Source organism: Nonomuraea sp. NPDC048882 (assembly GCF_040649755.1).
GTDB classification, from domain to species: domain Bacteria; phylum Actinomycetota; class Actinomycetes; order Streptosporangiales; family Streptosporangiaceae; genus Nonomuraea; species Nonomuraea maheshkhaliensis.
The window spans coordinates 494550-518337 of sequence record NZ_JBEZGB010000008.1 but is presented as its reverse complement, the minus strand read 5'-3'; the positions used below and the strand labels follow the sequence as shown (position 1 = coordinate 518337).

The window sequence follows — 23788 nt, the reverse complement described above, 5'->3', positions numbered from 1 at the left end:
GCGATCACGACGCTCCGTTCGCCCGCGACGGCGAACGGGCCGGATCGCCGGACGCACCTGGCGGCTCTCAATGCGAGGAGTGTCCTGTCCTACGAGAACCGGTTCCCAGAGGGGCGCGATCATGGAGACCCTTCCCCTGCTCAGCATGGGGTTCGACGGAGCTCGCCTGCAGGCCACGCGGCATGCCGTCTCCGGCCGGGCCCGGGGGCAGGGGCTGGCGGGCGAGCGGCTGGAGGACTTTCTCGCGGCGGTCAACGAGGGCGTGGTCAACGCCGTCCAGCACGGTGGCGGGCAAGGCAGGCTGCGCATGTGGCGGGTGGACGGCGCGCTGCTGTGCGAGGTCCGCGACACGGGGCCGGGCATCCCCGACCCCGTGCTCGACGCGGAGAGCCTGCCGCCGTGCGCGGCTCCCGGCGGCCGGGGGATCTGGCTGATGCGCCGCCTGAGCGACGAGGTGCGCTTCACCACCGGCCCCGGCGGGACGGTCGTCCGGCTGAGCATGCGGCTGCCGGCCGACGCGGAACCGGCCGCGGACCCTGGCGCCGATCCGGCCGCCGACTCAGCCCTCGGCCCGGTCGCCACAACAGCCGCCAATACAGTCGCTAATACAGGCACCAACACAGCCGCCGGAACGGTCGCGGAAACGTCCGTCGAAACAGCGGCGGCCGCTTCGGACGGCGATCTGCGGGCAGGTGCGGGTCATGAGCGCACAGGACGTAACCCCCGAAGACATGCCTGAAGCCGTGGGACGGGTCAACGGCGAGAGCGACACGATCGCCGAGCGCGCCGGCGTGCGGATCAGGCGGACACCCCGCCCGATCCCGTCGGAGCCGGTCGAGCCGCCGCCGGACCCGGAGCGCAAGGTCGAGGAGGAACGCCGGGAAGCGGCCGGAACCGTCGAAGGGGAGGAATCCGGCGCCGCCGAACCCGAGCCCACAGGCTGAGAATCCGCGGCGCCGGGACGCGGGCCCCGGGTGTGTGCGGGCCGAGCCTCGGGGCCGGCACACCTGTATCAAGGCCATGGCAGGCGGATGGGGCGGCCCGCCGCGTCCTTGTACCAGGGGACGAGCGCACCCGGGCCGAGCCCGGTCACAGGGAGCTGATCGCGCGGTCCCCGGTGGTCGTGACGATGCTCCACGGTGAGCCGGCCAGCGGGAGCCGGTGCGGGGCCGGCTGCGGGAGCAGGGAGCCGGCGGGCAGGCGGGGTGAGTTGGTCGCCACCACCCTGTCCTCGCCGTTCACCAGCGTGATCGTGGTCGGGCTCGCGGCCAGCACCCCGAGCAGCAGCGCCTCGAACGTGGCCGCCCGCACGTCGGCGCCCACCACGCCGAGGAAGCGGCCGTTCACCTCTGCGGGCGCGGTGAAGGTCAGCATGTACGTGTCGGTGCCGCCGTAGTCGACATACGGGCCGACGATGTGGCGGCGGTGGGTGTGCTCAGGGACGGCGAACCATTCGGCGTGCGTGTAGTCGTAGAAGTCGAGGCTCTCCGGGTCGAGGTCGACGTCGAGGAAGGTCGGATCCTGCTCGGGCGGCGCCTGCCACCACTCCAGCCACCGCCGGCGGTCGGCCAGCACGCCGGGCGCGACGATGACGCCGGCCCCCGCGACCACGTCGTGCGCCCGGCTCAGGCAGGCGAAGATCTCGGGCCGGACCCCGGCCAGGTCGGCGCAGGCGAAGGAGCCGGAGGCGCGATAGCAGGCCACGACGCTGTCGAGGATGCGATCCAGCGAGTCGAAGATGTCCGCGACGATCGTGTGAACCCGGTCGGCCACCTGGTCGACGTGCCGATCGCTCATCGTTGCCTCCTCATTCGGATGCGACGAGCCGCCAATGGAACTCCATCAGACGCTCCGTCCCCTTGTCGAGGTGTTCCTCGGTGAGCGCCCTGGCCAGGAGCGGGTCGCGGGCCTCGATGGCGTCGACCACCCGGGTGTGGCTGCGCACGACGTCACGCGGATCGACGGCCTCGCCGTACGGGAGCCAGAGCAGCTCGCCCACCTCGGACTGGATGTCGATCTCGGCGCGGGTCAGCCGTACGGACTGGGCGGCGGCGGCGACCTCGATGTGGAAGCGGCCGTCGGCCCTGCGGCGCTCGCCCACGGAGCCGGCCGCGTCGAGGCGGCCGACGAGCTGGCGCAGGCGGGCGACGTTGTCGGCGGAGGCGCGCAGGGCGGCCAGCCGGGCGGCGGTGCCGGCGATGGCGCAGCGGTAGTCGCCGATCTCGCGCAGCTCGGACGTGCTGAGCTCGCGCAGGCGGCGCCGGAGCCGGGCCGTGGACGGGTCGGCGGGCGCGAGCACGAACGTGCCACCGCCGCGCCCCCTGCGCGTCTCGACCAGGCCGCGCTCGCGCAGGGCGGCCAGCGCCGCGCGCAACGTCACGGTGGAGACCTTGAGCGCGTTGGCCAGCTCCAGCTCGGCGGGGAGCTGGTCGCCGTCGGCGATGAGGCCGAGCGCGATGGCCTCGGCCAGCCGGCGCACCACCACCTCCACCCGGCCGGAACCGTCGTCGAGCGGGGCGAAGACGGCCGCCCTGGGAAGCTGACTCACGCGCTCCAGCATATTGCCTTTTGAAATATGAACTCATACTTTTAAGCGCAACCCGCACAGCGCGATCCCGCTTGCCTGGGAGGCCACATGCCGGATCCCGACGACAGGCCCGAGAAAGGGCCCGAGAAACGGTTCGCCGAGGAGTGGCGCGACGCCGCCTACAACTGCTTCTCCTCAGGCCACAAGTTCTGCCGCGAGGTCTGCCCCGTCATGCAGGTCACGCGGAACGAGTCCTGGAGCCCCACCGCCTTCCACGCCAACGTCGTGGCGATGGAGAAGGGTGAGCTGGAGGTCGCGGACGTCGCGGCCGACTACGTCAACTGCACCGGATGCGGCGCGTGCGAGGTGCGCTGCCCCAACTCGCTGTTCACCGGCGACTTCTACCGCTTCCGCACCCGTACGGTCGACCTGGTCAAGGCCGTGCGCGGGCTGGCCGTGGCGCAGGGCGTGCACCAGCCGGGCTGGCGGCGCTGGAACCTGCTGACCGACGAGCGCCGGCACGAGCCGGTGCTCGACGGCACCCCCGTGGACCAGGCGCGGGTCCGCGACTGGGCCGAAGGGCTCGACCTGCCGATCGGCGGGGAGAGCATCCTGTTCGTCGACTGCGAGGCGGCCTTCCACCGCACCTCGGTCCCGCGCTCGGTGGCCCGGATCCTCAGCCTGGCCGGCTACCCGTTCGGGCTGATGAACGAGCAGTGGTGCTGCGGCGGCCCGGCGGCCGAGATGGGGTACGAGGAGCAGGCCCGCCGCTTCGCCCGGCACAACCTGGACGACTGGCGGGCGGCCGGGGTGCGGCGGGTGCTGGTGCTCGACCCGCACGACTACATCACGTTCACCGAGGACTATCCCCGCTACTTCGGCGACGACTACGACATCGAGATCGTGCTGGTCGTGGAGCTGCTCGCGGAGCTGATCAGGGAGGGCAGGCTGACGCCGCACGTCCCGGTCGAGCGCACGGTGACCTACCACGACCCGTGCCGGCTCAACAAGCGCAAGGGCGTCTGGCGGGAGCCGAGGGAGATCCTGCGGGCGATCCCCGGGCTGACCTTCCACGACGTGGACCGGGTGTCGCAGTGGTCGTACTGCTCGGGCGGAGGCGGCGGGCTGCCCGTCGAGAAGCCGGAGCTGACCGCGAAGATCAGCGAGCAGCGGATCGGCAAGGCGGCCGAGCTGGGCGTGGACACGCTGGTCAGCGCCTGTCCGTGGTCGGAGCGGCCGCTGGCGGAGGCGGGCGGGGCGCGCTCGATCGACGTGGTGGACGTGCACGAGCTGCTGGCCGAGTCATTGGGGGTGGCCCCATGAGCGGTGGACGGGTGCCGGAGGTGGCGTCATGACGGTGCTGATCGATGATCCCGTACTGGACGAACTGCGGCGGATCCTCGGCCCCGAGCACGTGCTGACCGGCAAGGCCGACCGGCTCAACCGGGCGCGCGTGCCCGCGCCGTTCCCCGTGCACCGGTGGGCCGAGCGCATGCCCGACCTGGTGGTGCTGCCGGCCTCCACCGAGGAGGTCGCGGAGGTGCTCAGGCTGGCCGACGCCCTGCGCATCCCGGTCGTGCCGCGCGACGGCGGCACGGGGCTGACCGACGGCGCGGTGCCGCTGCGCGGCGGCATCGTGGTGGACGTCAAGCGGATCAACCAGATCAAGGAGATCGATCTCGACAACCGCACCTGCACGGTCGGCACCGGCATCAACGCGCTCAAACTGAACGAGGTCCTGGCCCGCCACGGCCTGATCTATCCGGACGATCCGGCCTCCTACCCGTGCTCGCTCGTCGGCGGCCGGATCGGCACCAGCGGCTGGTCCCTGATCGGCTCCCGGTACGGCCACACCCGCGACCTGGTGCTCAGCTTCGACCACGTGCTGCCGGGCGGCCGGGTCATCCACGTCGGCGACGGCATCGGCCGGAAGATCACCAAGAGTTCCAGCGGGTACCAGCTCAAGCACCTGTTCATGGGCCATCAGGGCACGCTCGGCATCGCCACCGAGGCGACGCTGAAGCTGTTCCCGAAGCCGGAGGCGGAGTTCTCGCCGTTCTGGGCGTTCGAGGACTACGACAGCGCCTATCGCGCGGTCGGGGCGCTGGCGCGGGCGGGCGTGGCCACGTTCGCCGGCGCGGTGCTGTTCGACGAGTGGAAGGTCGACTACCTGCGGCGCGACGACGAGGCCTACATCCCGCAGCCGTCGTCGGTGAAGGCGCTGGTCTGCGCCGCGCTCTACGGCTACGAGGACGAGGTGCGGGTCGGCGGCCGGCGGCTGCTGCGCATCGCCCGCTCGCTCGGCGCCCGCTACCTGGGCGACGAGATCTCCGAGGGCGACTGGGCGGCCCGGCACGACCGGTACGCCACGCCGCTGCACGGTCGTACCCGGTCGGGACAGGTCGTGCCGATGAGCTGGCACTGCGAGGACGCCTCGATCAACTACACCCGTCTGCCCGCCGTCCGGCTGGCCTGGCACGAGATCGCCGAGCGGCTCAGGCGCGAGAGCGACGTGTTCGACGACTGGGGCATGTTCGCCTACACCAACGGCGCGACCGGCGCCGACTACCTCACCGAGATCGACATCGGCATCTGGGAGCAGCGGCTCGACGACACCGCCTGGGAGGCGTGGGTGCGGGCCAAGCGCGAACTCGCCGCCGTGACGCTGCGGCACGGGGGCTCGATCAGCGCCTGCCACGGCTCCTGCCGCGAGGGCGAGGTGGACCTGGTCCCGGCCGAGCTCGGCGGCGGGTACGACGTGATGCTCGCCGTCAAACGGGCCATCGACCCGAACAACATCATGAACCCCGGCAAGTACCTGCTCGACCAGGCTTATACGGAGAAGTCATGACTTATCGCCATCAGGAGGAGATGTCGCCTCCACCGGCCCGGCGCGTGACCGACGTGGCGATCACCCGCTTCGAGCACGTCTTCGAGGTCGAGCCCGCGCTCATGACCGAACACGTGACCCAGCAGACCTTCCCCAACTGGGACACGCTGCGCCTGGTCCGCGCCCGGGCCGACCACCTGGCCTGGATGCACCGGCACTTCGCCGGCAAGGTGATCTCCGGCGAGGAGCTGCTCCATGACCTCGACGAATGACGTGCCGCCGAGCCGGGGCGACGACACCCGGCTGGCCGACCTCGGCTACACCTCGGAGTTCCGCAGGGACATGAGCCTGTGGGCCAACTTCTCGCTCGGGTTCACGTACCTGTCGCCCGTGGTCGGTGTCTACACCCTGTTCGCCTCGTCGCTGGCGGTCGGCGGGCCGCCGATGATCTGGAGCCTGGTCGTCGTGGGCGCCGGGCAGTTCCTGGTGGCGCTCGTCTTCGGCGAGATCGTCTCGCAGTATCCGCTGACCGGCGGCATCTACCCGTGGGCCAGGCGGCTGTGGGGGCGGCGCTGGGCCTGGATGACGGGCTGGGTGTACCTGGTCGCGCTGCTGGTGACGATCGCGAGCGTGGCGTACGGGGCGGGGCCGTACCTGTCGGCCTTCCTCGGGATCGGGGTGAGCACCGGCAACACGATCCTGTGCGCGCTGGTCATCCTGGGCGTGGCGCTGGCGATCAACCTGGGCGGGACCAGGGCCCTGGCGGTGGCGGCGATCATCGGCTTCGCCGCCGAGCTGGTCGGGGCGCTGGCGGTGGGCGGGTGGCTGCTGCTCACCGAGCGCCATCACGGGCTCGGGGTGCTGTTCGACTCGTTCGGCGCCGGGTCGGAGTCCGGATATTTCGTTGCGTTCCTGGCGGCCGGACTTATCGGGATTTTTCAGTACTACGGGTTCGAGGCGTGCGGTGACGTGGCCGAGGAGGTGCCCGACCCCACCCGGCGCATCCCCAAGGCCATGCGCATGACCATCTACGTGGGCGGCGCCGCCGCCACGTTCGTCTGCCTGGCGCTGCTGCTGGCCGTGCCCGACTTCGCCGCCGTCGTCTCCGGCGCCGACCCCGACCCCGTCACGAACGTGGTGACCGCCGCCTTCGGCCCGGTCGGGCTCAAGGTCGTGTTCGGCGTGGTGCTGCTGTCGTTCCTGTCGTGCGCGCTCAGTCTGCAGGCGGCGGCGAGCCGGCTGCTGTACTCCTACGCCCGCGACGACATGATCGCGGGCAGCCGCGTGTTCAGAAGGTTCTCCCGGGCCAGGCGCATCCCGCCGAACGCGCTGCTGGTCGCCGCCGTCGTTCCCGCCGTGGTCGTGCTGGGCTCGATCGTGTCGGAGGACGCCCTCATCAAGATCATCTCATTCGCGGTGCTCGGCATCTACCTGGGCTTCCAGATGGTGGTGCTGGCGGCGCTGCGGGCCAGGCTGCGCGGCTGGCGCCCGTCGGGCCCGTTCACGCTCGGCCGCGCGGGCCTGGCCGTCAACGTGGCCGCGCTGATCTACGGGGTGCTCGCCATCGTCAACATGGCCTGGCCGAGAACGCCCGGCGCCCCCTGGTACGACGACTACCTGGTCGCCCTGTCCGGGCTGGTGGTGATCGCCGCCGGGCTGGCCTACCTGCTGGCCGCCCGGCCGTACGACAAGGGCGGAGCCCCCTCGGGCGACGCCATCCCACAGGAGGTCCCCCAATGAAGTTCAGCTACGTGATGCTCCCCGACTACCCGCTGCGCGAGTCGCTGGCCTCCATCCGCCTGGCCGACGAACTCGGCTTCCACGCCTGCTACGCCGCCGACGAGACCTGGCACAAGGACCTGTGGCTGCTCTTCGCCGCCGCCGCCCAGCAGACGTCGCGCATCAGGTTCGGGCCCAGCGTCTCCTCGGTGGTGCTGCGCGAGCCGACGCTGATCGCCCAGGCGGCGGCCACGCTCGACGAGCTCAGCGACGGCCGCGCCGAGGTGGTCCTGTCCAGCGGCAACTTCGGGCTGCTCGCCCAGTACGGCATCGACTGGGCGGTCACCAAGCCGCTGTCGCGCGTCAAGGAGGCGGCGCACGTGGTCCGCACCCTGCTGGACGACGGCGCGATCACCTTCGACGGCGAGTTCTTCAAGTACAGCGGCCTGTTCACCTTCGCCCGGCCGGTCCAGGAACACGTGCCGGTCAAGCTCGGCGCGATGCGCGGGCCGCGTTCGTTCCGGGCGGCCGGCGAGCTCTCCGACGGCGTGCACCACGCGCTCAGCTACACCCGCGAAGCCTACGACTACCTGGTCGAGAACTTCCGGGCCGGCGCGGAGAAGGCGGGCAAGGACCCCTCGTCGATGGACATCGGCGCCTGGGTCGTCTTCGCCACCGGCCCCGACTCGGCCGTGGCCAAGGAGGCCGCCCGCAGCATGGTCGGCCTGTATGCCTCGTCCATGCCCGCCGAGCAGCTCGAACGCAACGGCGTCGACCCGGGCGCGATGAAGCCCATCGTGGACGCCCTCGGCGCCGGCGACCTGGCCAGGGCGGTCGAGCTGACCACGCCCGAGCTGGGGGAGCGGCTGTCCATCTCCGGAACGCCGGAGGAGTGCGTGGCCAAGATCAAGCGCGAGATCGAGCCGGCCGGCGTCAACCACATGATCCTCGCCGTCACGGACGCGACGCTGGTCAAGCAGTTCATGGGGCGGGAGCTGCCCGAGGTGGCGGACGTGGACACCCAGCTCAGGCTGATCCACGACCGGATCATGCCCGCCTTCACCTGACCGGCGGCGAGCCCCCGCACCGGTGGTGGGGGGCGGGGGCTCGGTCGTCAGGAACCGCAGTGCTCGAAGGGGCTGGTGTAGGAGTCGCTGCCGATGGAGCCGCCCCACTTGACGCACGTCCCGGGCGCGGACCGCGTCACCGGCCCGGCGTAGTAGCCGAAGCTGCCCGAGTTCGTCGTCCTGCTGGAACCCTCGGGCTCCAGGAAGGCCGACATCGACGACGGCGTCCCGACGTTCGTCGTCTTCAGCGTGGTGACGCAGTTGTTGCCGTTGCCGGAGTTGTAGAGCAGGTACACCCGCCCGCCGGTGAGGGCGGCCGAGTCGATGGTCTCGTAACCGCTGCCGCAGACCTCTTCGGGCGTGTACGGGTTGCCGCCGCAGGCGTTGGTGCTGGTCACGGCCTTCTTCTGGCCCAGGGACACGGTCACGCCCTCGACCGTGGGGCTGGTGTCGACGGCTCCGCCGGAGGTGCGCTGCTCGTAGTGCAGGTGAGGCGCGTTGGAGCCGCCCGTGGAGCCGACCGTGCCGATCTGGGTGCCCTGGCCGACGCTCATCGAGCCGCCGGCCGCCCGCACCATGGTCGCCAGGTGGGCGTACCGGGTCCTGGTGCCGTCACTGTGACGGACCTCGACCCACTTGCCGTAGCTCGTGCTGCCCGCGTCGTTGAAGTACGCGGTGCCCGCGGCGGTGGCGCGCACGGGCTCGCCGTTGATGGCGTCGCTCCCGTACGTCTGCCAGTCGATGGAGCCCTCGGGGTTGTGCGCCGGAGTGTCGATCCAGTTGTTGGCGTAGAACGTCTTGCCGCAGTTGAACGGGCTCTTGTGCGAGGCCATCACCCGCGCGGAGGCGGAGGCGGAGGATGACGAGGCGGCAGGGGCGGCGGAGGCGGCCTGGGGGGACAGCGCCGCCGCCAGGGCGATCGAGAGGGCGAGGATCGTGGGCTTCATGGCCGTCATTCGTGCCGGCCGTGCGGGCATAGGCATGCTCACCTCTGGAGGGGGGTGGAGGTCGGGCGCCCGGGCGGATGATCGTGAAGATATCCCCGAAACTTCTTTTCATCAATGCCTGTCGCTTGAAAGTTTCCGGCTCCTTGCCGGGTGGCAGTGAATCGTTCATCGGGAAGGCCGTTCCCCGGCGCGCCGGTGATCGCTGATCAGGCCGGGGTGAAGCGGACGAAGGGGATGCGCCGCCCCACTTCGCGGTAGTCGGCCTCGCTGCCGTCCACGGCGAAGCCCATGATCCGGCAGAGCCGGCGGGCGGCGACCGGATGGCGGGGCGCGTACCGGGCCATGAGCTCCGCGCCGTCGTCGGCGGAGAGTGGCGCCGCGGCAGCCTTGAGCGTCCTGCCGCCCACCTGGAGGACGACCTCGGGGGCGGTCATGACATTGCGGTACCAGTCCGCCCGCTCCCCGAAGCCGGAGGCGGCGACGTAGCCGAGCTCGTCGTGCTGGACGACCTCGATGACGGCCTGGCGGGGCAGCCCCGAGACGCGGCCGGTGTGGGTGAGCAGCATGACGCGCTCGCCCAGCAGCCGCCCCAGGCCCAGGCGGTAGAGCACGATGGGCAGGCGCCAGAGCCTGCGGCGCAGCCCGGTCGGCGGCGCGGGCCGGTTGACGATCTCCATGGTGGTCGGCCTTTCTCGTGAGGGGTGTCGCCATGGGGGAGGGGTCTTCAGGGGCCGTCGTCCCCCAGCAGGTCTTCCGCCGCGGCCAGCGCCTGGTCCATGGGCAGGTCCGCGTCGACCATGTGGTGCAGCATCAGCCCGTCGATCGCGGCGACGATCAGGGTGGCCGCGCCCTCCCGCCGGGCGGCCGGCCAGCCGGGATGCAGCAGGCCGAGCCGGTCGGCCACCTGGGCGCGCACCCGGCGCAGCTCGTCGCGGAGCACCGCGCCGAGCGCGGGGTCGCGGGTGGCTCCCACGATCAGCTCCGCGGCCAGGCGGGTCGTCCGCTCGTCGCCGCTCGCGTGGGGCAGCGTGCCGCGCATCGTGCGCAGCGCCGCCCGTTCGTCCGTGACGCCGAGCAACTCGGTGAGCAGCGGGCTGATGACCAGGTCGGTGGCCCGGCGGAAGATAGCGGCGTGCAGCCCGGCCAGCCCGCCGAAGTGGTAGTGGATCAGGCCCGGGTTGGTGCCGGCCTGCTCGGCCACGGCGCGCGTGGTGACTCCCGGCCATCCGTCCTGGCCCAGCAGTGCGACGCCGGTCTCCACCAGCTGCTCGCGACGGCGGTCGCCCCGCGACGAAGTTGGCCGATCGGCCAAGTTGGTCATACGACCAAGTTATCGCGGAACGCCCTATCGCTCCAGCCCGAACGTCACGGCGACCCGCCGGACGAGGTCGTCCTCGGCGTCCCCGACGTCGATCTCGATCCCGTGCAGCCCCAGGCGCCGGACCTGCCCGGCGAGCCGCTCGGTGAACAGCGCGTCGCGTTCGAGCACGTTCCGCAGCGCCCGCCGCGGATCGCCGGTCCTGGCCAGGAAGGCCCAGTCCGGTCCGCCGCGGCCGTCGAACACCGCCCGGCGGAAGGAAGGCGTCGGCAGCAGCCACACCGCCTGGTCCACGCCGGCGAGCAGCGGCCGGACCAGGTCCGGGAGCAGCCGGAAGCCCTCGGCGACCACCGGGCGATCGGCGGGCAGAGCCAGGAGGTCCTCGACGATCAGCTCGAAGCCTTCGCCGCGATACCAGTGGAAGGTGTCCAGCATCTCGCGCGGGCTCCTGCTCACCCAGCGCTCGTCCATGTCCATGGTGGCGAACCGGCCCAGGCAGGGAGCCCGGTCCGCGGGCAGGCGGCGGGCATGATCGGGCATGACCGCGTCGGTGTCGTACAGGCGCATGCCGTGGCGGTCGGCGAGGCGGCGGGCGACGGTGGACTTGCCGGCTCCGCTGCCGCCGCCGATCCAATGGACGTGGCGCAGCCGTTGCCTCAACTCATCAGCCGGTTCGTCGTGCATGGTCAGAGCTGGTTCCTGATCGGTCCGGGGGTGTCCGGGAACGGCTGGGCGAGGTATCCCGCCACCTCGGCGGGGGTGAGCAGGTGCGCCTCGCGCAGGATCTCCAGCGACTCCTGCCAGGACCGCCTGGCCTCCTCGTGCCGCCCGAGGTCGTACAGCGTGTGGCCGAGCCACCAGCAGGACACCGCTGCGCCCATCAGGTGCCCGGCCGTGCGCTGGAGCTCGATCGCCTGCCGGTACCTCTCGACGGCATCGTGCGCCATCCCGCAGGCCCGGTAGGCGTCGGCCAGGGAGTCGTTGGCGATGCCGAGGTCGCCGGTGTCGCCCGACTCCTCCGTCAGCGCCAGGGTGTGCCGCGCCTCGCTCACCGCTTCCTCGTGTCTCCCCTGACGGTAGAAGACATGCACCCGGTTGTTGCGCACGTAGGACTCGTGGGCCCTGCGCCGCGTCCGTTCGGTGATGGCGAGGGCCTGGTCCAGCGCGGCGTGCGCGTCGTCGTAGCGGCCCATCAAGGTGTAGGTGACGCCGAGGTCGTTGAGGATGCCCGCCTTCCTGTCCGGCAGCCCCGCCCGGTCCCAGCAGGCCAGGCCCTCCTCCAGGTAGGTCGCGCCCGTCAGGAAGCGCCCGAGCTGCTGATGGACGCCGCCGAGCCCCTGCAGCAGGTATGCGCGGGCGGTCCAGTCCTCCTGTTTCCCGGCCAGCCGCAGCGCCGCTTCGGTCACCTCGATGAGCTCGGGGAACCAGCCCCGGCGCTCGAACAGCCACGTGATGGCGTTCGCGAGGCCCGCCGTCGAAGGGTCGGCGTCGCGCGCCGCCTGCCGTGCCGCCGCGAGGAGGTTGTCCCGCTCGCGGTGCACCCAGTCGTTGGCGTCCGCCAGGGAGGTGAGCTCCTCCCCTGCCCGCGCGGTGGGGAACAGGTTACCGGCCACGCCGTCGCCGAAGAGGAGCCCGCACGCCCGCTGCGCGGTGGCCAGGTAGTGGTCCAGCACGCGCCCGGCCGCGCCGGCCCGGTCCTCGCCGGAGACCTTCTGCTCACGGGCGTACAGCCGGACGAGGTCGTGGATCCGGTAACGGCCGGATCCGGCGGGTTCGAGCAGGCGGGCGTCTGTCAGGTGCTCCAGGGCGGTCTCGGCGCGGTGCTCGGTCCAGTCCGTCAGCGCGGCGGTGGTGGCCAAGGTGTGCGTGGGCAGGTCCACCAGCCCCAGCAGGGCCAGCAGCCGCGCCGCGTCCTGCCTTCCCGGTTCCTCGCGCAGTTGCTCGTGGCTGACCGCGAGACTGGCGCGTACGGCCAGGTCGGCGTACTCCAGCAGGTCGAGCCGCCGGGTGGCGTCGGCCAGCCGGACCGCGAGATCGGCCGGCGACCAGTCGGGACGGGCCGCCAGGCGGGCTCCCATGACGCGCAGCGCGAGCGGGAAACCGCCGCAGAGCCGGGCGATCTCCACCGCCGCCTCCGGCTCGGCCTGTACCCGGCCGGCTCCGGCGACCCGGGCGAGCAGCGCGACGGCTTCGGCGTCGTCGAGCCGGTCGAGCCGCAGGTGCCGGGAGTTGTCCAGGGTGACCAGCGGATCGCGGCTGGTGACCAGGACGCGGCAGCCCGGCCCCGCGGGCAGCAGCGAGCGGACCTGGCGGGCGTCGCGGGCGTTGTCGAGGATCACCAGCAGGTGGCCCGCCGCGGTGAGCGAGCGGTAACGGGCGGCGGCCTCCTCGGCGTCCACGGGGACGGCGGTGCCGTCCAGGCCCAGGGAGCGCAGCAGGTGGCCGAGGGCTTCGACGGGCGTCAAGGGGGTGAGCCCGGCGGTGGATCCGTGCAGGTCGACGTAGATGACGCCGTCGGTGAAACGTCCGGCGACGGAGTGGGCGACGTGGACGGCGAGCGCGGACTTGCCGATGCCACCCGGCCCGCTGATCACGCTGACCGCGCTCCCACTCGTCGAGCCGGTCTCGGGGGTGCCGGTCAGGTCGGCTTCGAGTTGTTCGATCTCGGCCGTTCGCGCCGTGAACGCCTGGGTGCCGGCGGGCAGCTCGGCGGGGGCGGCGGGCCGGCCGGGCGTGCTCCGCCGTTCCGGCGGCAGGTCGAGTTCGGGGTCCTTGACGAGTACGGCCTGCTGGAGCCGTCGTATTTCGGTGCCGGGTTCGATGCCCAGCTCCTCGACCATGGTCCGGCGCAGGCGCTGGTAGACCTCAAGGGCCTCGGGCGCCCGGTCGTCGCGGTACAGGGCGAGCATGAGCTGGGCGGCCGGTCGTTCCCGCAGCGGATGCTTGCTGACGTACGCGGCGAGCTCACCGGTCAGGGCGCGGTGGTCGCCGGCGGACAGACGCAGCTCGGCGTGGTCCTCCAGGACGGACAGCCGCTCCGCCTCCAGCCGGTCGGCCTCGATCCGCGCCCAGGTCGCGTCCACCTCGCCCAGCGCCGGGCCCCGCCACAGTGCGAGCGCCCCGCGGAACAGCCCGTCCGCGCTCGTGAAGCCGCCTTCGGCGCAGGCGGCCCTGGCCCGCCTGGCCAGGCCGGTGAAGGCGTGCGCGTCCACGTGTTCCGGCTCGATCGCCAGCCGGTAGCCGCCGGGCACGGTCTCGATGAGCTCAGCGCCGCCGTGGGCGGCGAACGCCTCGCGGAGCTTCGAGATCACGATGTGCACCTGCTTGCCCGCGGTCGCGGCGGAGCTGCTCTCCCACACGTCGGACAGCAGCCGCTCGGCCGGTACGGACCGCCCCGCGGCCAGCGCGAGCCGGGCCAGCACCCCCACCCGTCGCGCCCCGGCGATGTGCACCGGTTCGCCGTCCGCCTCGACCTCCCAGGGCCCGAGGCACCTGATCTCCAGTCTCAAGGGAGCGCTCCCGTCGTCAAGGAAGATCGCCAAGTCTAGCGATCCGCCCTCCGCCCGGTGCCCGGTCTCACGGATCCCCGGTGCGGCTCCGGTGCGAGCGGTCCGCCGTTCCGGAGAACGCGGCGGCGAGCACGCACGACGGGACGCCGGCCGCCGGGGAGACCGGGCGGCTCAAGCGGGCGGGCCAGACGGGCGGTCCGGACGGGCGACTCAGGCCGATGGATCAACGGGGACGCTGGCTGTCCGGGAAGGGTGGTTCAGGCGGAGTCGCGGACGACGAGGACGGGGTCGAAGATCTTCGAGGTGGCCGGCCGTCCCGGCTGCTCGATGTGGGTCAGCAACATCCGGGCCATCTCCCCGGCCATGTCCTCCACCGGATGGCGGACCGTGGTGAGCGGCGGCCGGCACGCGGTCGCCGCGCTGCTGTCGTCGAAGCCGACCACGGCCACGTCCTCCGGCACCCTGCGGCCGTGGTGGCGCAGCGCGACCAGCGCCCCCTGGGCCATCAGGTCGTTGGCCACGAACACGCCGTCGAGGCCGGGATGCTCGTCCAGCAGGCGCTCCATGGCCGCCTCGCCGCTGTGATGGGTGAAGCCGCCCTCGGCGTGGGGCACGTAGGCGTGGCCGTGGGCGGCCATCGCGTCCAGGAAGCCGGTCAGCCGGGACTGCCCGGCCGGCACGTCGAGCGGGCCGGAGATCGTCGCGACGCGGTGGCGGCCACGCGAGACGAGGTGGTCGGCGGCGAGCTTGGCCCCGGCCCGATGGTCGACGTCCACGTAGCTGATCGGGATCGGCTCGGCCGGCCTGGCGAACAGCACGGCCGGCACCCGCGCCTCGACGAGCAGCCGGGGGAGCGGGTCGGCCGCGTGGGTGGAGACCAGCAGCGCCCCGTCGGCGTTGCCGTGGCGCAGATGGGTGAGGACCTGGGCGTGGATCTCGGCGCTCTCGGCGAACATCAGGATCGGGTGGATGCCCCGGGGCCGCAGGAAGCCGACGATGCCGCCGACGACGCGGCCGAAGAACGGGTCGGCGAAGACCTGGCCGGGAAAGGGGGCGTCGGCGCCCTCGCCGCCCGCCCCCGAGACGACGAGCGCGATGGCGCCGGTGCGGCGGGTGACGAGGGAACGGGCGGCGTGGTTGGGCACGTAGCCGGTGGTGGCGATGGCCCGCCTGACGGTCTCCTGGATCGCCGGGTCGACGTTGCGGATGCCGTTGATCACCCGGGAGACCGTGGACCGCGAGACTCCCGCCGCGCGGGCCACGTCTTCCAGAGTGATGGACGAGCCTGATGACGGCGAGGGATCTTGCCTCATCAGCCCTTTATAGCACAACGGCCGGAGAGCGCTCTCCAAGCTCTCCAGGGGCTCCTCTCATGGCCGGGGGAGCTGGAAGTCCTCGGTGAGTGCGGCGCCGCGATGCGGTTTGTACAGGTCGTAGCCGCGCGGGTTGCACTGGAGACCGCCGTTGATGCAGTGGGTCACCAGCGCGTCGAGGATCGCCGGGTCGTCCCAGGCGTTGAAGAAGTCGTAGTGCCAGGTGTAGCCGCGCCCGCTGGACAAGCGGGCCTGGGACAGGTCGCCGTCCGCCGGGAAGGCGATCTTGAACTCCAGCATCGGCACCGCCACCGGATGCCCGGCCGGGCAGTAGCCGCCGACGGGGTAGGCCATGTGGCTCTTGTGGTCCGCGCTGTCCAGGTTGACCCCGTCCCAGCAGCTCGGCGCCTGGTAGCGGACGTTGACCTGGGTGCCGGGCGCGCAGGAGCGGGGGATGTCCCAGCTGCGCGACAGGTCGCCGCACTCGAAGCCCTCCACGGCGCCGGGCGCGTCGCGGAACTCCTCCAGGCTCGCGTACGGGCTGCCGACGACGAAGCGCAGGCCCTGCGGGAACGGCTGCACCCGCCAGTACTCCAGAATGCCCGACTTGTAGTAGATGACCTGGTCACCGGTCGGCTGGATCAGCTGGTCGCCCTTGTAGAAGCTCGGGAACCAGTACGCCGACCGGTCGTGCGGGTTGGTGCACGAGGTGCCGCCGCCGAGCAGCGAGGCGGCCGTGCTGCCCGCGTGGGTAGTCCGGTTGCCGACGAACGTGTGCATGTGCGAGGCGCCGGGCAGGCCGGGGTAGACGATGGGGTCGTCGGGCCGGTTCGCCGTCCACGAGCAGTTGGCCTGGAACTCGTGGTGGGTGACCTCGTCGGTGTACGTCGGGCTGGGCCTCGGCGTGGTGGGCGAGCCGCCGCTGCCGTAGACCTGCATCTCCCAGAGGGAGTAGCCGTAGCCGGTGGCTCGGGTGGTGCCGTAGAGGCGGATGTGGCGGCCGGTGGCGGTGAGGTCGATGGTCTGGGTGCCGCCGGCGCCGTTGGTGGTGGTGTGGGCGTCGGTCCAGCTGTTGCCGTCGTTCGAGGTCTGGATCCTGAACGCGGTGGCGTACGCGCTCTCCCAGGTCAGCACGACACGGCTGATGGTGGCGGGAGCGCCGAGATCGACCCGCAGCCACTGCGGATCGGCGGCGGCGCTCGACCAGCGCGTGGTGGTGCTGCCGTCGAAGGCGGCGCCGGCGCTGTAACCCGTGCCCTCGACGGAGGAGGCGGTCGCCGGCCGCCCCTGCGAGAGCAGGCCGTCGGCGGCGACGGCGGGCACCATCGTGGTCAGGCCGGCCGCGACCAGCGCGATGGCCGCGGCGAGTGCGACGCACATCGCTCTCAGGGGAAGCTTGGCGGGGCTGCGGGCGGCATGGTCTCTCCTCCAACGGGTCGGAACGACACACGTAGGAGAGCGCTCTCCAAAAGAGTGACCGCTGCGGTGACCGGTTGTCAAGTGGGGAGGAGCCGCAAGCGCCGCGACCTGCCGCGTTTCCGGTGGATGAGCAGGGTGTTTCGCCTCGGTGAAGAAATGGGTCTTGACTCGGCGGCCGGGCGGGAGGACTCTCCGATACGGAGAGCGCTCTCCCACCTGAGCCGTGCCCACGGCCCGGCACCCCCCGTCGGTAGGAGAGGTCGTGCATCCAACTCGCAGTCCGGGCCCGCGCCGGTTGACGGTGGTCGCCGTCGCGCTGGCGGGCCTGATCGTGTCCCTGCTGGGCTTCCCCGCTCCCGCGGCGGCCGACAGCCTGCTGTCCCAGGGCCGTCCGGCGACCGCCTCCTCGGAGGAAGGGGCCGCCTACAGCGCGGCGGCCGCCTTCGATGGGGACCTGACCGGCACCCGGTGGTCCAGCTCGTTCAGCGATCCGCAGTGGCTGCGGATCGATCTCGGCACCTCCGCGAGCATCAGCCGCGTCGTCCTCACCTGGGAGGCCGCGTACGCCACCGCGTTCAGGATCCAGACCTCGAACGACGGCAACAGCTGGACCGACGCCCACACCACCACCAACGGCGCCGGCGGCACCCAGACCATCGACCTCACCGCCACCGGCCGCCACATCCGCCTCTACGGCACCACCCGAGCCACCGGCTACGGCTACTCCCTCTGGGAGATGCAGGTCTACGGCAGCACGGGAACGGACCCGGGCCCGGATCCGGGCACGTGGAGCGAGGTGTGGCGGGACGACTTCACCGGCCCGGCGGGCAGCTCGCCGTCGGCCGCGAACTGGATCCCGCGCACCGGCACCTCCTACCCCGGCGGCCCGGCGAACTGGGGCACCGGCGAGGTCGAGACCATGACCGACTCGACGGCCAACGTGCACCTCGGCGACGGCCGGCTGACCATCAAGGCGATCAGGGACGGCGCCGGCCGCTGGACCTCCGGCCGGATCGAGACCCAGCGGGCCGACTTCGAGCCGCGGCCGGGCGAGCTGCTGAAGTTCAGCGCCATGATCAAGCAGCCGGACGTCGCGAACGGGCTCGGCTACTGGCCCGGCTTCCGCGCGACCGGCGCAGCCTTCCGCGGTAACCACACGAACTGGCCGGGCATCGGCGAGACCGACATCATGACCGCGGTCAACGGCCGCGACCAGCTCGCCAACACCCTGCACTGCGGCACCGCCCCCGAGGGGGTGTGCAACGAGTACAACGGCCGCACCAGCGGCTTCGCCAGTTGCGCGGGCTGCCGTACCGGCTACCACGAGTACACGCAGATCATCGACAGGACGAAGACCGACGAGGAGATCCGCTTCTACCTCGACGGCCGGCAGACGTGGGTCGTACGCGAGAGCCAGGTCGGCGTGGCCGCCTGGAAGGCCGCCGTGCACCACGGCTTCTACCTCCGCCTCGACCTGGCCATCGGCGGCTCGCTGCCGAACGCTCTGGCCGGCCTCACCACGCCCACCGCCGCCACCACCTCAGGCGGCGAGCTCGGCGTGGACTGGGTCGCGGTCTCCCGGCAGGCCGGCTCCGTCCCCGCCGAGCTGACCGACCCGCCCGTCCCCGCAGGGCCGAGCGTCGTGCGGGTGACCGGCTCCCAGGGCGACTGGCGGCTGACCGTGAACGGCTCGCCGTACCTGATCAAGGGGGTGACCTACGGGCCGCCGCAGGCCGCCGCCGACGGCTACATGCGCGACCTGAAGGCCATGGGCGTCAACACGATCCGCACCTGGGGCGTGGACGACACGCACACCCCGGCGCTGCTGGACACCGCGGCCAGGCACGGCATCAAGGTCATCGTCGGGCACTGGCTGAACCAGGGCGCCGACTACGTCAACGACACCGCGTACAAGACGAGCGTGAAGAACGAGATCGTGGCCCGCGTGAACGCGCTGAAGAACCGTCAGGGCGTGCTGATGTGGGACGTCGGCAACGAGGTGATCCTCACCATGCAGGACCACGGCCTGCCTGCCGACGTGGTCGAGCAGCGGCGGGCCGCGTACGCGAGGTTCGTGGACGAGGTGGCCGAGGCGATCCACGCCGCCGACCCCAACCACCCGGTCACCTCGACCGACGCCTACACCCACGCCTGGACCTACTACAAGGCGCACGCCCCGGCGCTCGACCTGCTGGCGGTCAACTCCTACGGCGCCATCGGCACCGTCAGGCAGGACTGGATCGCCGGCGGGCACACCCGGCCGTACATCGTCACCGAGGCGGGACCCGACGGCGAGTGGGAGGTCCCGAACGACGTCAACGGCGTGCCCGACGAGCCAGGCGACCTGGAGAAGCGGGACATGTACCTGGCGAGCTGGAACGCCGTCACCGGCCACGCCGGCGTCGCGCTCGGCGCCACCGAGTTCCACTACGGCATGGAGAACGACTTCGGCGGCGTCTGGCTCAACACCACCACCGGCGGCTGGCGCCGCCACGGCTACCACGCGCTCAAGCGCGCCTACACCGGCCAGGCCACCGGCAACACGCCGCCCGCGATCACCTCGATGACGGTCGGCTCGCAGACCGCCGTGCAGGCGGGCAAGGAGTTCACCGTCGAGGTCGCCGCGTCCGACCCGGACGGCGACCTGATCCGCTACAACGTCATGGTCGGCGACAAGCACATCACCGCCAACCGCGGCCTGACCCAGGCGCGCTTCACCGAGACGGGCCCCGGCCGGTTCGCGGTGACGGCGCCGGAGCGGATGGGCGTGTGGAAGGTGTACGTCTACGCCTACGACGGCCACGGCAACGCCGGCATCGAGCAGCGCTCGTTCCGCGTGGTGCCGCCGGTCATCGCGGGCACCGACCTGGCCGGGGGCAGGCCGACCACCGCCTCGACCTATCAGGCGAACGGCGACGGCGGCCCGTTCACCCCCGACCGGGCCACCGACGGCAGCTTCACCACCCGCTGGGCCAGCGAGTGGGCCGATCCGCAGTGGATCCAGGTCGACCTGGGGCGGACGGCCGCGATCAGGCACGTCCAGCTCGGCTGGGAGGACGCCTACGGCGCGGCGTACGAGGTGCAGACGTCGGCCGACGGGGCCGGCTGGACGACCGTGCACAGCACGGCGAGCGGGGACGGCGGCTTCGACGAGATCGCGCTGAACACCTCCGCCCGCTACGTCCGGCTGAACCTCACCCGGCGCGGCACCGCGTACGGCTACTCGCTGTGGCACTTCGGCGTCTACGGCTGACACGCCCGGTGCGGCGTCCCGGACGCAGCCAGGGACGCCGCACCGGCACGTTTATCCGGCGGCCGCGATCGGTGGCGCGCCGCTGCCCTCCAGCCGGGTGGTGATCGCGATCCGGTTGTGCGTGTTGATCACCGTCGCGGCCCAGATCAGCGCCGCCAGCTGGGTCTCGTCGAAGAGGCCGGCCGCCTCGGCGTACACCGCGTTCGGCACCTGACCGGCGAAGACCAGCGTGATCGCCTCCGTCAGCGACAACGCGGCCCGCTCCCTGGGACTGAGCACCTTGCTGTTGCGCCAGGCCCGCACGTCGCTGATGCGCTGCTCACTCTGACCCATGGCCCGCGCGTCCCGGAGATGCCGGGCCAGCGAGAGGGAGCAACCGTTGATCTGCGACGCGCGGATCCTGACCAGCTGCAGCAACTCCGGCTCGATGCCGGCGGCCCGCGCCGCGGCCAGGGCGGCCTCGTGCAGGGCGCGCATCGCACTGGAGACGTCCGGGGTCACGTCCTTGATCGCGATCCGCGTGACAGTGGCATCAGACAGGGAGGCATCAGACAGGGAGGCATCAGACATGGCGGGGCTCTCTTCTCGCTCGTTGAAAGGCGCCTGCGTTACGGCTGGGGATACGCGGCGCCCACCTCCGAGGTTCGATCGCCGAGGGCCGCCGGAGCTCAGCGGAGCGGCTGGGGGCGCACCGTCCAGCTGCGGCGGGCGTTGAGCGTGGCGGGCTCGAATCCGGCCAGCCGCTTGTAGCGCAGGGCGATCTCCTCGCGCTCGGCCAGCGGCAGCACCTGCTCGACGTCGGTGAAGCCGCCGGGGGCGCGTTCGTGGGCCAGCCGCAGGATGACCTCGGGCCCGTCCTGGCGGTTGGCCAGCACGATGCCGCCGGTGACCGGCCGCCGCTGCTCCTCGTAGAACTCCAGGCCCAGGCCGTGGGCCAGCGCGTACGCCAGGACGCGGGCGTCGATGACGGCCTGGGTGCCGCCGTTGGAACCGGTCGGGTACATCGGGTGCGCCGCGTCGCCCATCAGCGTCACCCGCTCCGCCGACCAGCGGGGTAACGGGTCACGGTCGACGAGCGGGTATTGGAACACCTGCTCCGCGCCCTCTATGAGCGCGTGGATGTCCAGCTCGTCGCAGTGCCAGCCGCGCACGTGGGGCAGGACGTGCTCCACTTCGACGGGCTGGTTCCAGTCGCCCGTGGGCACGCCCTCGACGCGCGCCCGGTGCTGGATCGCCCAGTTGATCAGCTGGGTGCCGTCGTCGCCGGGCGGCGCGACGGGGTAGATGACCAGCTTCTGCGTGCTGTCGCCGATCATCAGCATGGAGCCGCCGGTCAGGAACGGCTTGGCGTACGTGGTGCCGCGCCACAGCACGTCGCCGCCCGGCAGCGGCTCGCCCTCGCCGGGGAACAGGGCCCGCCTGACGCTGGAACGGATGCCGTCGGCGCCGACGAGCAGGTCGGCGTCGTGGTCGAGGCCGGTGACGGGGGAGCCGAGGACGACCGACTCAGGCCCCAGACGCTCGCGTACGGCCTCCAGCAGCATCAGCTGCAGCCGGCCGCGGTGGATCGAGTATTGAGGCCACCGGTAGCCCGCGTGCAGCCCGCGCGGCTCGGACCAGATCCGCTGCCCGCGGTGGGTGAGGAAGGTCAGGTCGGCGGTCGCCACGCCGATCGCGGCCAGGCGCTCGCCCAGGCCGAGCTCGATGAGCTCGCGCACAGCGTGGGGGAGGAGGTTGATGCCGACCCCGAGCGGGTGCAGCTCCGCCACCGCCTCGCGCACGGTCACGTCCGTGATGCTGGCCGCGTGCAGGCTCAGGGCCGCCGTCAGCCCGGCGATGCCGGCTCCTGCGATGATCACGCGCGGGGGTCGCGTCGTCATGAGAGTCCTCCGGTGGCGCTCTCCTGCTCCGGGCCGTCGCACTCGGCGGTTCGCGGATCATCCGCCGTATTCACATGGTCGTCTTTTTCGCCCGGTATTGCTACGAGACGGCGGGCCGGTCCCAGATGCGCCCGGTGTCCCAGGCGTACTCCCAGGCCTGGATGTCGGGCGGCTGGATGCCGAGGCCGGTCAGGATGGCGCAGACCTGCTCGCGGTGGTGGTTGGCGTGGTTGACGGCCTGGGCCAGGAAGATGCCGGTGCGGGTCTCGCGCGTGCCCTCGTCGATGACGAGCACGGCCTCGACGTCGATCGGCCGGGCCAGCACCTCTTCCCACAGCCGCGCGGCCTCCGACGCCCGTTTCAGCAGCTCGTCCAGGCCGGCCTCGGCCTCGTCGTCAACCCAGGAGATCTCGGTCCCGGCCAGGCGCCGTACGTAGCTCCCGTCGCACTCGACGATGTGCTGCAGGGTCGAGCGGATGCCGCCGAACGTGCCGACCCCGCGCACCTCCAGCTGCTCCGCCGAGAGCCGCTGATCCCGGCAGAACTCGATGAGCCGTCCGGTGGCCCAGGTGTTGTGGCGGATCGTGTCGAGCAGGACCGCGTTCATGGGTTCCCCTTTCGCAGCGTCCGATCTTGATGCTGAGCGGACCACCCGTGCGGGCGCAACGTATTTAACGCCCGCGGGGCGTCCTCCGACCCGATGGCCCTCCCCGTACGCCGACGTGAGGGGGAGCTCACCGTCGAGTTCAAGCCGCTGGGCAGAAGGTCTGGAACGAGGTGCGGAAGTTCCGCAAGGCCCTCTAGCTCCCGTCCTGATCTCCGGCGAAGTACGCTGTTGCCGGTTTCGTCCCACGCGGAACCGTTCCAGCGTCTCCCGGGGAGGTCCGGCTTCGATGACCACGACGTTCGGTGTGATCGGCAGCGGGCGGCGGACCCGGTTCTTCCTGCGGCTGGCGAAGGCGATGCCGGACCGGCTGCGGGTCGCCGGCGTCGTCACCCGCAGCACCGACCGGGGCGCCGCGATCACCGCGGAGTGGGGCGTACCGGCCTTCGGCTCGATCGACGAGCTGCTCGGCCACGAGCGGCCCGGCTACCTCGCCGCCGCGGTGACCTGGGACGCGATGCCGGGCGCCGTCCGCGAGGTGGCCGCGCGCGGGCTGCCCGTGCTCGCCGAGACGCCACCCGCGCCCGACCTGGCCGGGCTGCGCTCGCTCTGGGCCGACGTCGGCGGCACCGGGCTGGTGCAGGTGGCCGAGCAGTACCTGCTGATGCCCGGGCACGCGGCCCGGCTGGCGATCGTCCGCGACGGCGTGATCGGCGAGCCGACCTCGGTCCAGGTCTCCTCGACGCACCTCTACCACGCGGTGTCGATGATCCGCGGCCTGCTCGGCGTCGGGTTCGAGCCCGCCGAGGTCCGCGCGGGCGCGTTCGAGGCGCCCCTCGCCGACCCGCTCGGCCCCGGCGGCTGGCGCGGCGACGCCACGCCCCGCCCGGCGACCACCACCATCGCCACGATCGGCTTCGGCGGCCGGATGGGCCTGTACGACTTCACCGACAACCAGTGGTGGAACCCGCTGCTGTCGCGGCGCATCGTCGTGCGCGGCTCGACCGGCGAACTGGCCGACGACCGGGTGATCCGGCTGGCCGACCCGCTCACGCCGGTGGAGTCACGGCTGCTCCGCCGCGACACCGGTGTGGACCTCGACCTGGAGGCGCGCGACCTGCGGCACATCAGCTTCGACGGGCGGGTGGTCTATCGCAACCCGTTCGCCGGTGCGGGCCTGTCGGACGACGACATCGCGGTCGCGGACCTGCTCGAACGCACGGGCGCCTGGGCGCGGCAGGAGGGGCCGGCGCCGTACCCGCTGGCCGAGGCGTGCCAGGACCACCTCATCGGGCTCGCCATCGGGGAGTCGGCCAAGAGCGGCGGCCCGGTCACCACGGGCACGGAGTCCTGGGCGAGCTGACGCCCCCGCCGGCCGGCTCAGGGAGAAGGAAGTGATCGC

At 72.1% G+C, this 23788-nt stretch carries 21 protein-coding genes; 9 read left to right on the top strand and 12 right to left on the bottom strand.

Annotation, left to right across the window (positions count from 1 at the left end):
- Window positions 1-121 precede the first annotated feature (121 nt).
- Window positions 122-739, top strand: a complete 618-nt coding sequence (locus tag AB0C27_RS29785; RefSeq protein ID WP_357850222.1) for an ATP-binding protein — start codon at window positions 122-124, stop codon at window positions 737-739.
- Window positions 732-944 carry a hypothetical protein gene (locus AB0C27_RS29780; protein ID WP_357850219.1) on the top strand — a complete coding sequence of 71 codons (213 nt, stop codon included), beginning with the start codon at window positions 732-734 and terminating at the stop codon, window positions 942-944. Before AB0C27_RS29785 ends, AB0C27_RS29780 begins: the two co-directional genes overlap by 8 nt.
- 145 nt (window positions 945-1089) lie before the next feature.
- On the opposite strand, the gene AB0C27_RS29775 is transcribed toward AB0C27_RS29780, so the two are convergent.
- The gene (locus AB0C27_RS29775; protein ID WP_357850216.1) at window positions 1090-1797 is read right to left on the bottom strand and encodes a cache domain-containing protein; all 708 of its coding nucleotides are present in this window, start codon (window positions 1795-1797) and stop codon (window positions 1090-1092) included.
- A gap of 10 nt (window positions 1798-1807) precedes the next feature.
- Window positions 1808-2548 carry an FCD domain-containing protein gene (locus AB0C27_RS29770; protein ID WP_357850213.1) on the bottom strand — a complete coding sequence of 247 codons (741 nt, stop codon included), beginning with the start codon at window positions 2546-2548 and terminating at the stop codon, window positions 1808-1810.
- An 87-nt stretch (window positions 2549-2635) separates the two neighbouring features.
- On the opposite strand from AB0C27_RS29770, the gene AB0C27_RS29765 reads away from it, so the two are divergent.
- The 5 genes from AB0C27_RS29765 to AB0C27_RS29745 are packed head-to-tail and all read left to right on the top strand — an operon-like array spanning window position 2636 to window position 8143.
- Window positions 2636-3850: a (Fe-S)-binding protein gene (locus tag AB0C27_RS29765; protein WP_357850210.1), complete on the top strand. Its 1215-nt coding sequence runs from the start codon at window positions 2636-2638 to the stop codon at window positions 3848-3850.
- A 28-nt stretch (window positions 3851-3878) separates the two neighbouring features.
- On the top strand, window positions 3879-5378 hold the full coding sequence (locus AB0C27_RS29760) for an FAD-binding oxidoreductase (protein WP_357850207.1): 1500 nt from the start codon (window positions 3879-3881) through the stop codon (window positions 5376-5378).
- A complete protein-coding gene (locus AB0C27_RS29755; RefSeq protein WP_357850204.1) occupies window positions 5375-5629 on the top strand; it encodes a hypothetical protein in 255 nt (84 codons plus the stop codon). The genes AB0C27_RS29760 and AB0C27_RS29755 overlap by 4 nt, the downstream gene beginning before the upstream one ends.
- A complete protein-coding gene (locus tag AB0C27_RS29750; protein ID WP_357850201.1) occupies window positions 5613-7097 on the top strand; it encodes an amino acid permease in 1485 nt (494 codons plus the stop codon). The genes AB0C27_RS29755 and AB0C27_RS29750 overlap by 17 nt, the downstream gene beginning before the upstream one ends.
- The gene (locus AB0C27_RS29745; protein WP_357850198.1) at window positions 7094-8143 is read left to right on the top strand and encodes an LLM class flavin-dependent oxidoreductase; all 1050 of its coding nucleotides are present in this window, start codon (window positions 7094-7096) and stop codon (window positions 8141-8143) included. Before AB0C27_RS29750 ends, AB0C27_RS29745 begins: the two co-directional genes overlap by 4 nt.
- 47 nt (window positions 8144-8190) lie before the next feature.
- Here the strand turns inward: AB0C27_RS29745 and AB0C27_RS29740 are convergent, their stop codons facing one another.
- The 7 genes from AB0C27_RS29740 to AB0C27_RS29710 all read right to left on the bottom strand — a co-directional run bounded on the left by AB0C27_RS29740 (window position 8191) and on the right by AB0C27_RS29710 (window position 16610).
- The gene (locus AB0C27_RS29740) at window positions 8191-9090 is read right to left on the bottom strand and encodes a M23 family metallopeptidase (protein ID WP_357850195.1); all 900 of its coding nucleotides are present in this window, start codon (window positions 9088-9090) and stop codon (window positions 8191-8193) included.
- A gap of 206 nt (window positions 9091-9296) precedes the next feature.
- Window positions 9297-9767 carry a nitroreductase family deazaflavin-dependent oxidoreductase gene (locus AB0C27_RS29735; protein ID WP_357850192.1) on the bottom strand — a complete coding sequence of 157 codons (471 nt, stop codon included), beginning with the start codon at window positions 9765-9767 and terminating at the stop codon, window positions 9297-9299.
- Window positions 9768-9814: 47 nt separating this feature from the next.
- Window positions 9815-10411, bottom strand: a complete 597-nt coding sequence (locus AB0C27_RS29730) for a TetR family transcriptional regulator C-terminal domain-containing protein (protein WP_357850189.1) — start codon at window positions 10409-10411, stop codon at window positions 9815-9817.
- Between the two features lie 24 nt (window positions 10412-10435).
- Window positions 10436-11092, bottom strand: a complete 657-nt coding sequence (locus AB0C27_RS29725; protein ID WP_357850187.1) for a shikimate kinase — start codon at window positions 11090-11092, stop codon at window positions 10436-10438.
- 2 nt (window positions 11093-11094) lie between these two features.
- Complete coding sequence (locus tag AB0C27_RS29720; protein WP_357850184.1) at window positions 11095-13917, bottom strand: BTAD domain-containing putative transcriptional regulator; 2823 nt, start codon at window positions 13915-13917, stop codon at window positions 11095-11097.
- 257 nt (window positions 13918-14174) lie between these two features.
- On the bottom strand, window positions 14175-15230 hold the full coding sequence (locus tag AB0C27_RS29715; protein WP_357850181.1) for a LacI family DNA-binding transcriptional regulator: 1056 nt from the start codon (window positions 15228-15230) through the stop codon (window positions 14175-14177).
- A 57-nt stretch (window positions 15231-15287) separates the two neighbouring features.
- Window positions 15288-16610 (bottom strand): DUF1996 domain-containing protein, encoded by a 1323-nt coding sequence (locus AB0C27_RS29710; RefSeq protein WP_357850178.1) that lies wholly within the window; start codon window positions 16608-16610, stop codon window positions 15288-15290.
- A 301-nt stretch (window positions 16611-16911) separates the two neighbouring features.
- On the opposite strand from AB0C27_RS29710, the gene AB0C27_RS29705 reads away from it, so the two are divergent.
- Window positions 16912-19902 carry a discoidin domain-containing protein gene (locus AB0C27_RS29705; RefSeq protein WP_357850175.1) on the top strand — a complete coding sequence of 997 codons (2991 nt, stop codon included), beginning with the start codon at window positions 16912-16914 and terminating at the stop codon, window positions 19900-19902.
- A gap of 51 nt (window positions 19903-19953) precedes the next feature.
- Here the strand turns inward: AB0C27_RS29705 and AB0C27_RS29700 are convergent, their stop codons facing one another.
- From AB0C27_RS29700 to AB0C27_RS29690, 3 genes are all read right to left on the bottom strand, one after another.
- Entirely contained in the window at window positions 19954-20472 is a 519-nt protein-coding gene (locus tag AB0C27_RS29700) for a carboxymuconolactone decarboxylase family protein (protein ID WP_357850172.1), read from the bottom strand.
- Window positions 20473-20570: 98 nt separating this feature from the next.
- Window positions 20571-21782 carry a flavin-dependent oxidoreductase gene (locus tag AB0C27_RS29695; RefSeq protein WP_357850170.1) on the bottom strand — a complete coding sequence of 404 codons (1212 nt, stop codon included), beginning with the start codon at window positions 21780-21782 and terminating at the stop codon, window positions 20571-20573.
- Window positions 21783-21882: 100 nt separating this feature from the next.
- Window positions 21883-22389 carry a DinB family protein gene (locus tag AB0C27_RS29690; RefSeq protein ID WP_357850167.1) on the bottom strand — a complete coding sequence of 169 codons (507 nt, stop codon included), beginning with the start codon at window positions 22387-22389 and terminating at the stop codon, window positions 21883-21885.
- A gap of 286 nt (window positions 22390-22675) precedes the next feature.
- On the opposite strand from AB0C27_RS29690, the gene AB0C27_RS29685 reads away from it, so the two are divergent.
- Entirely contained in the window at window positions 22676-23749 is a 1074-nt protein-coding gene (locus tag AB0C27_RS29685) for a Gfo/Idh/MocA family oxidoreductase (RefSeq protein ID WP_357850164.1), read from the top strand.
- Window positions 23750-23788 lie beyond the last annotated feature (39 nt).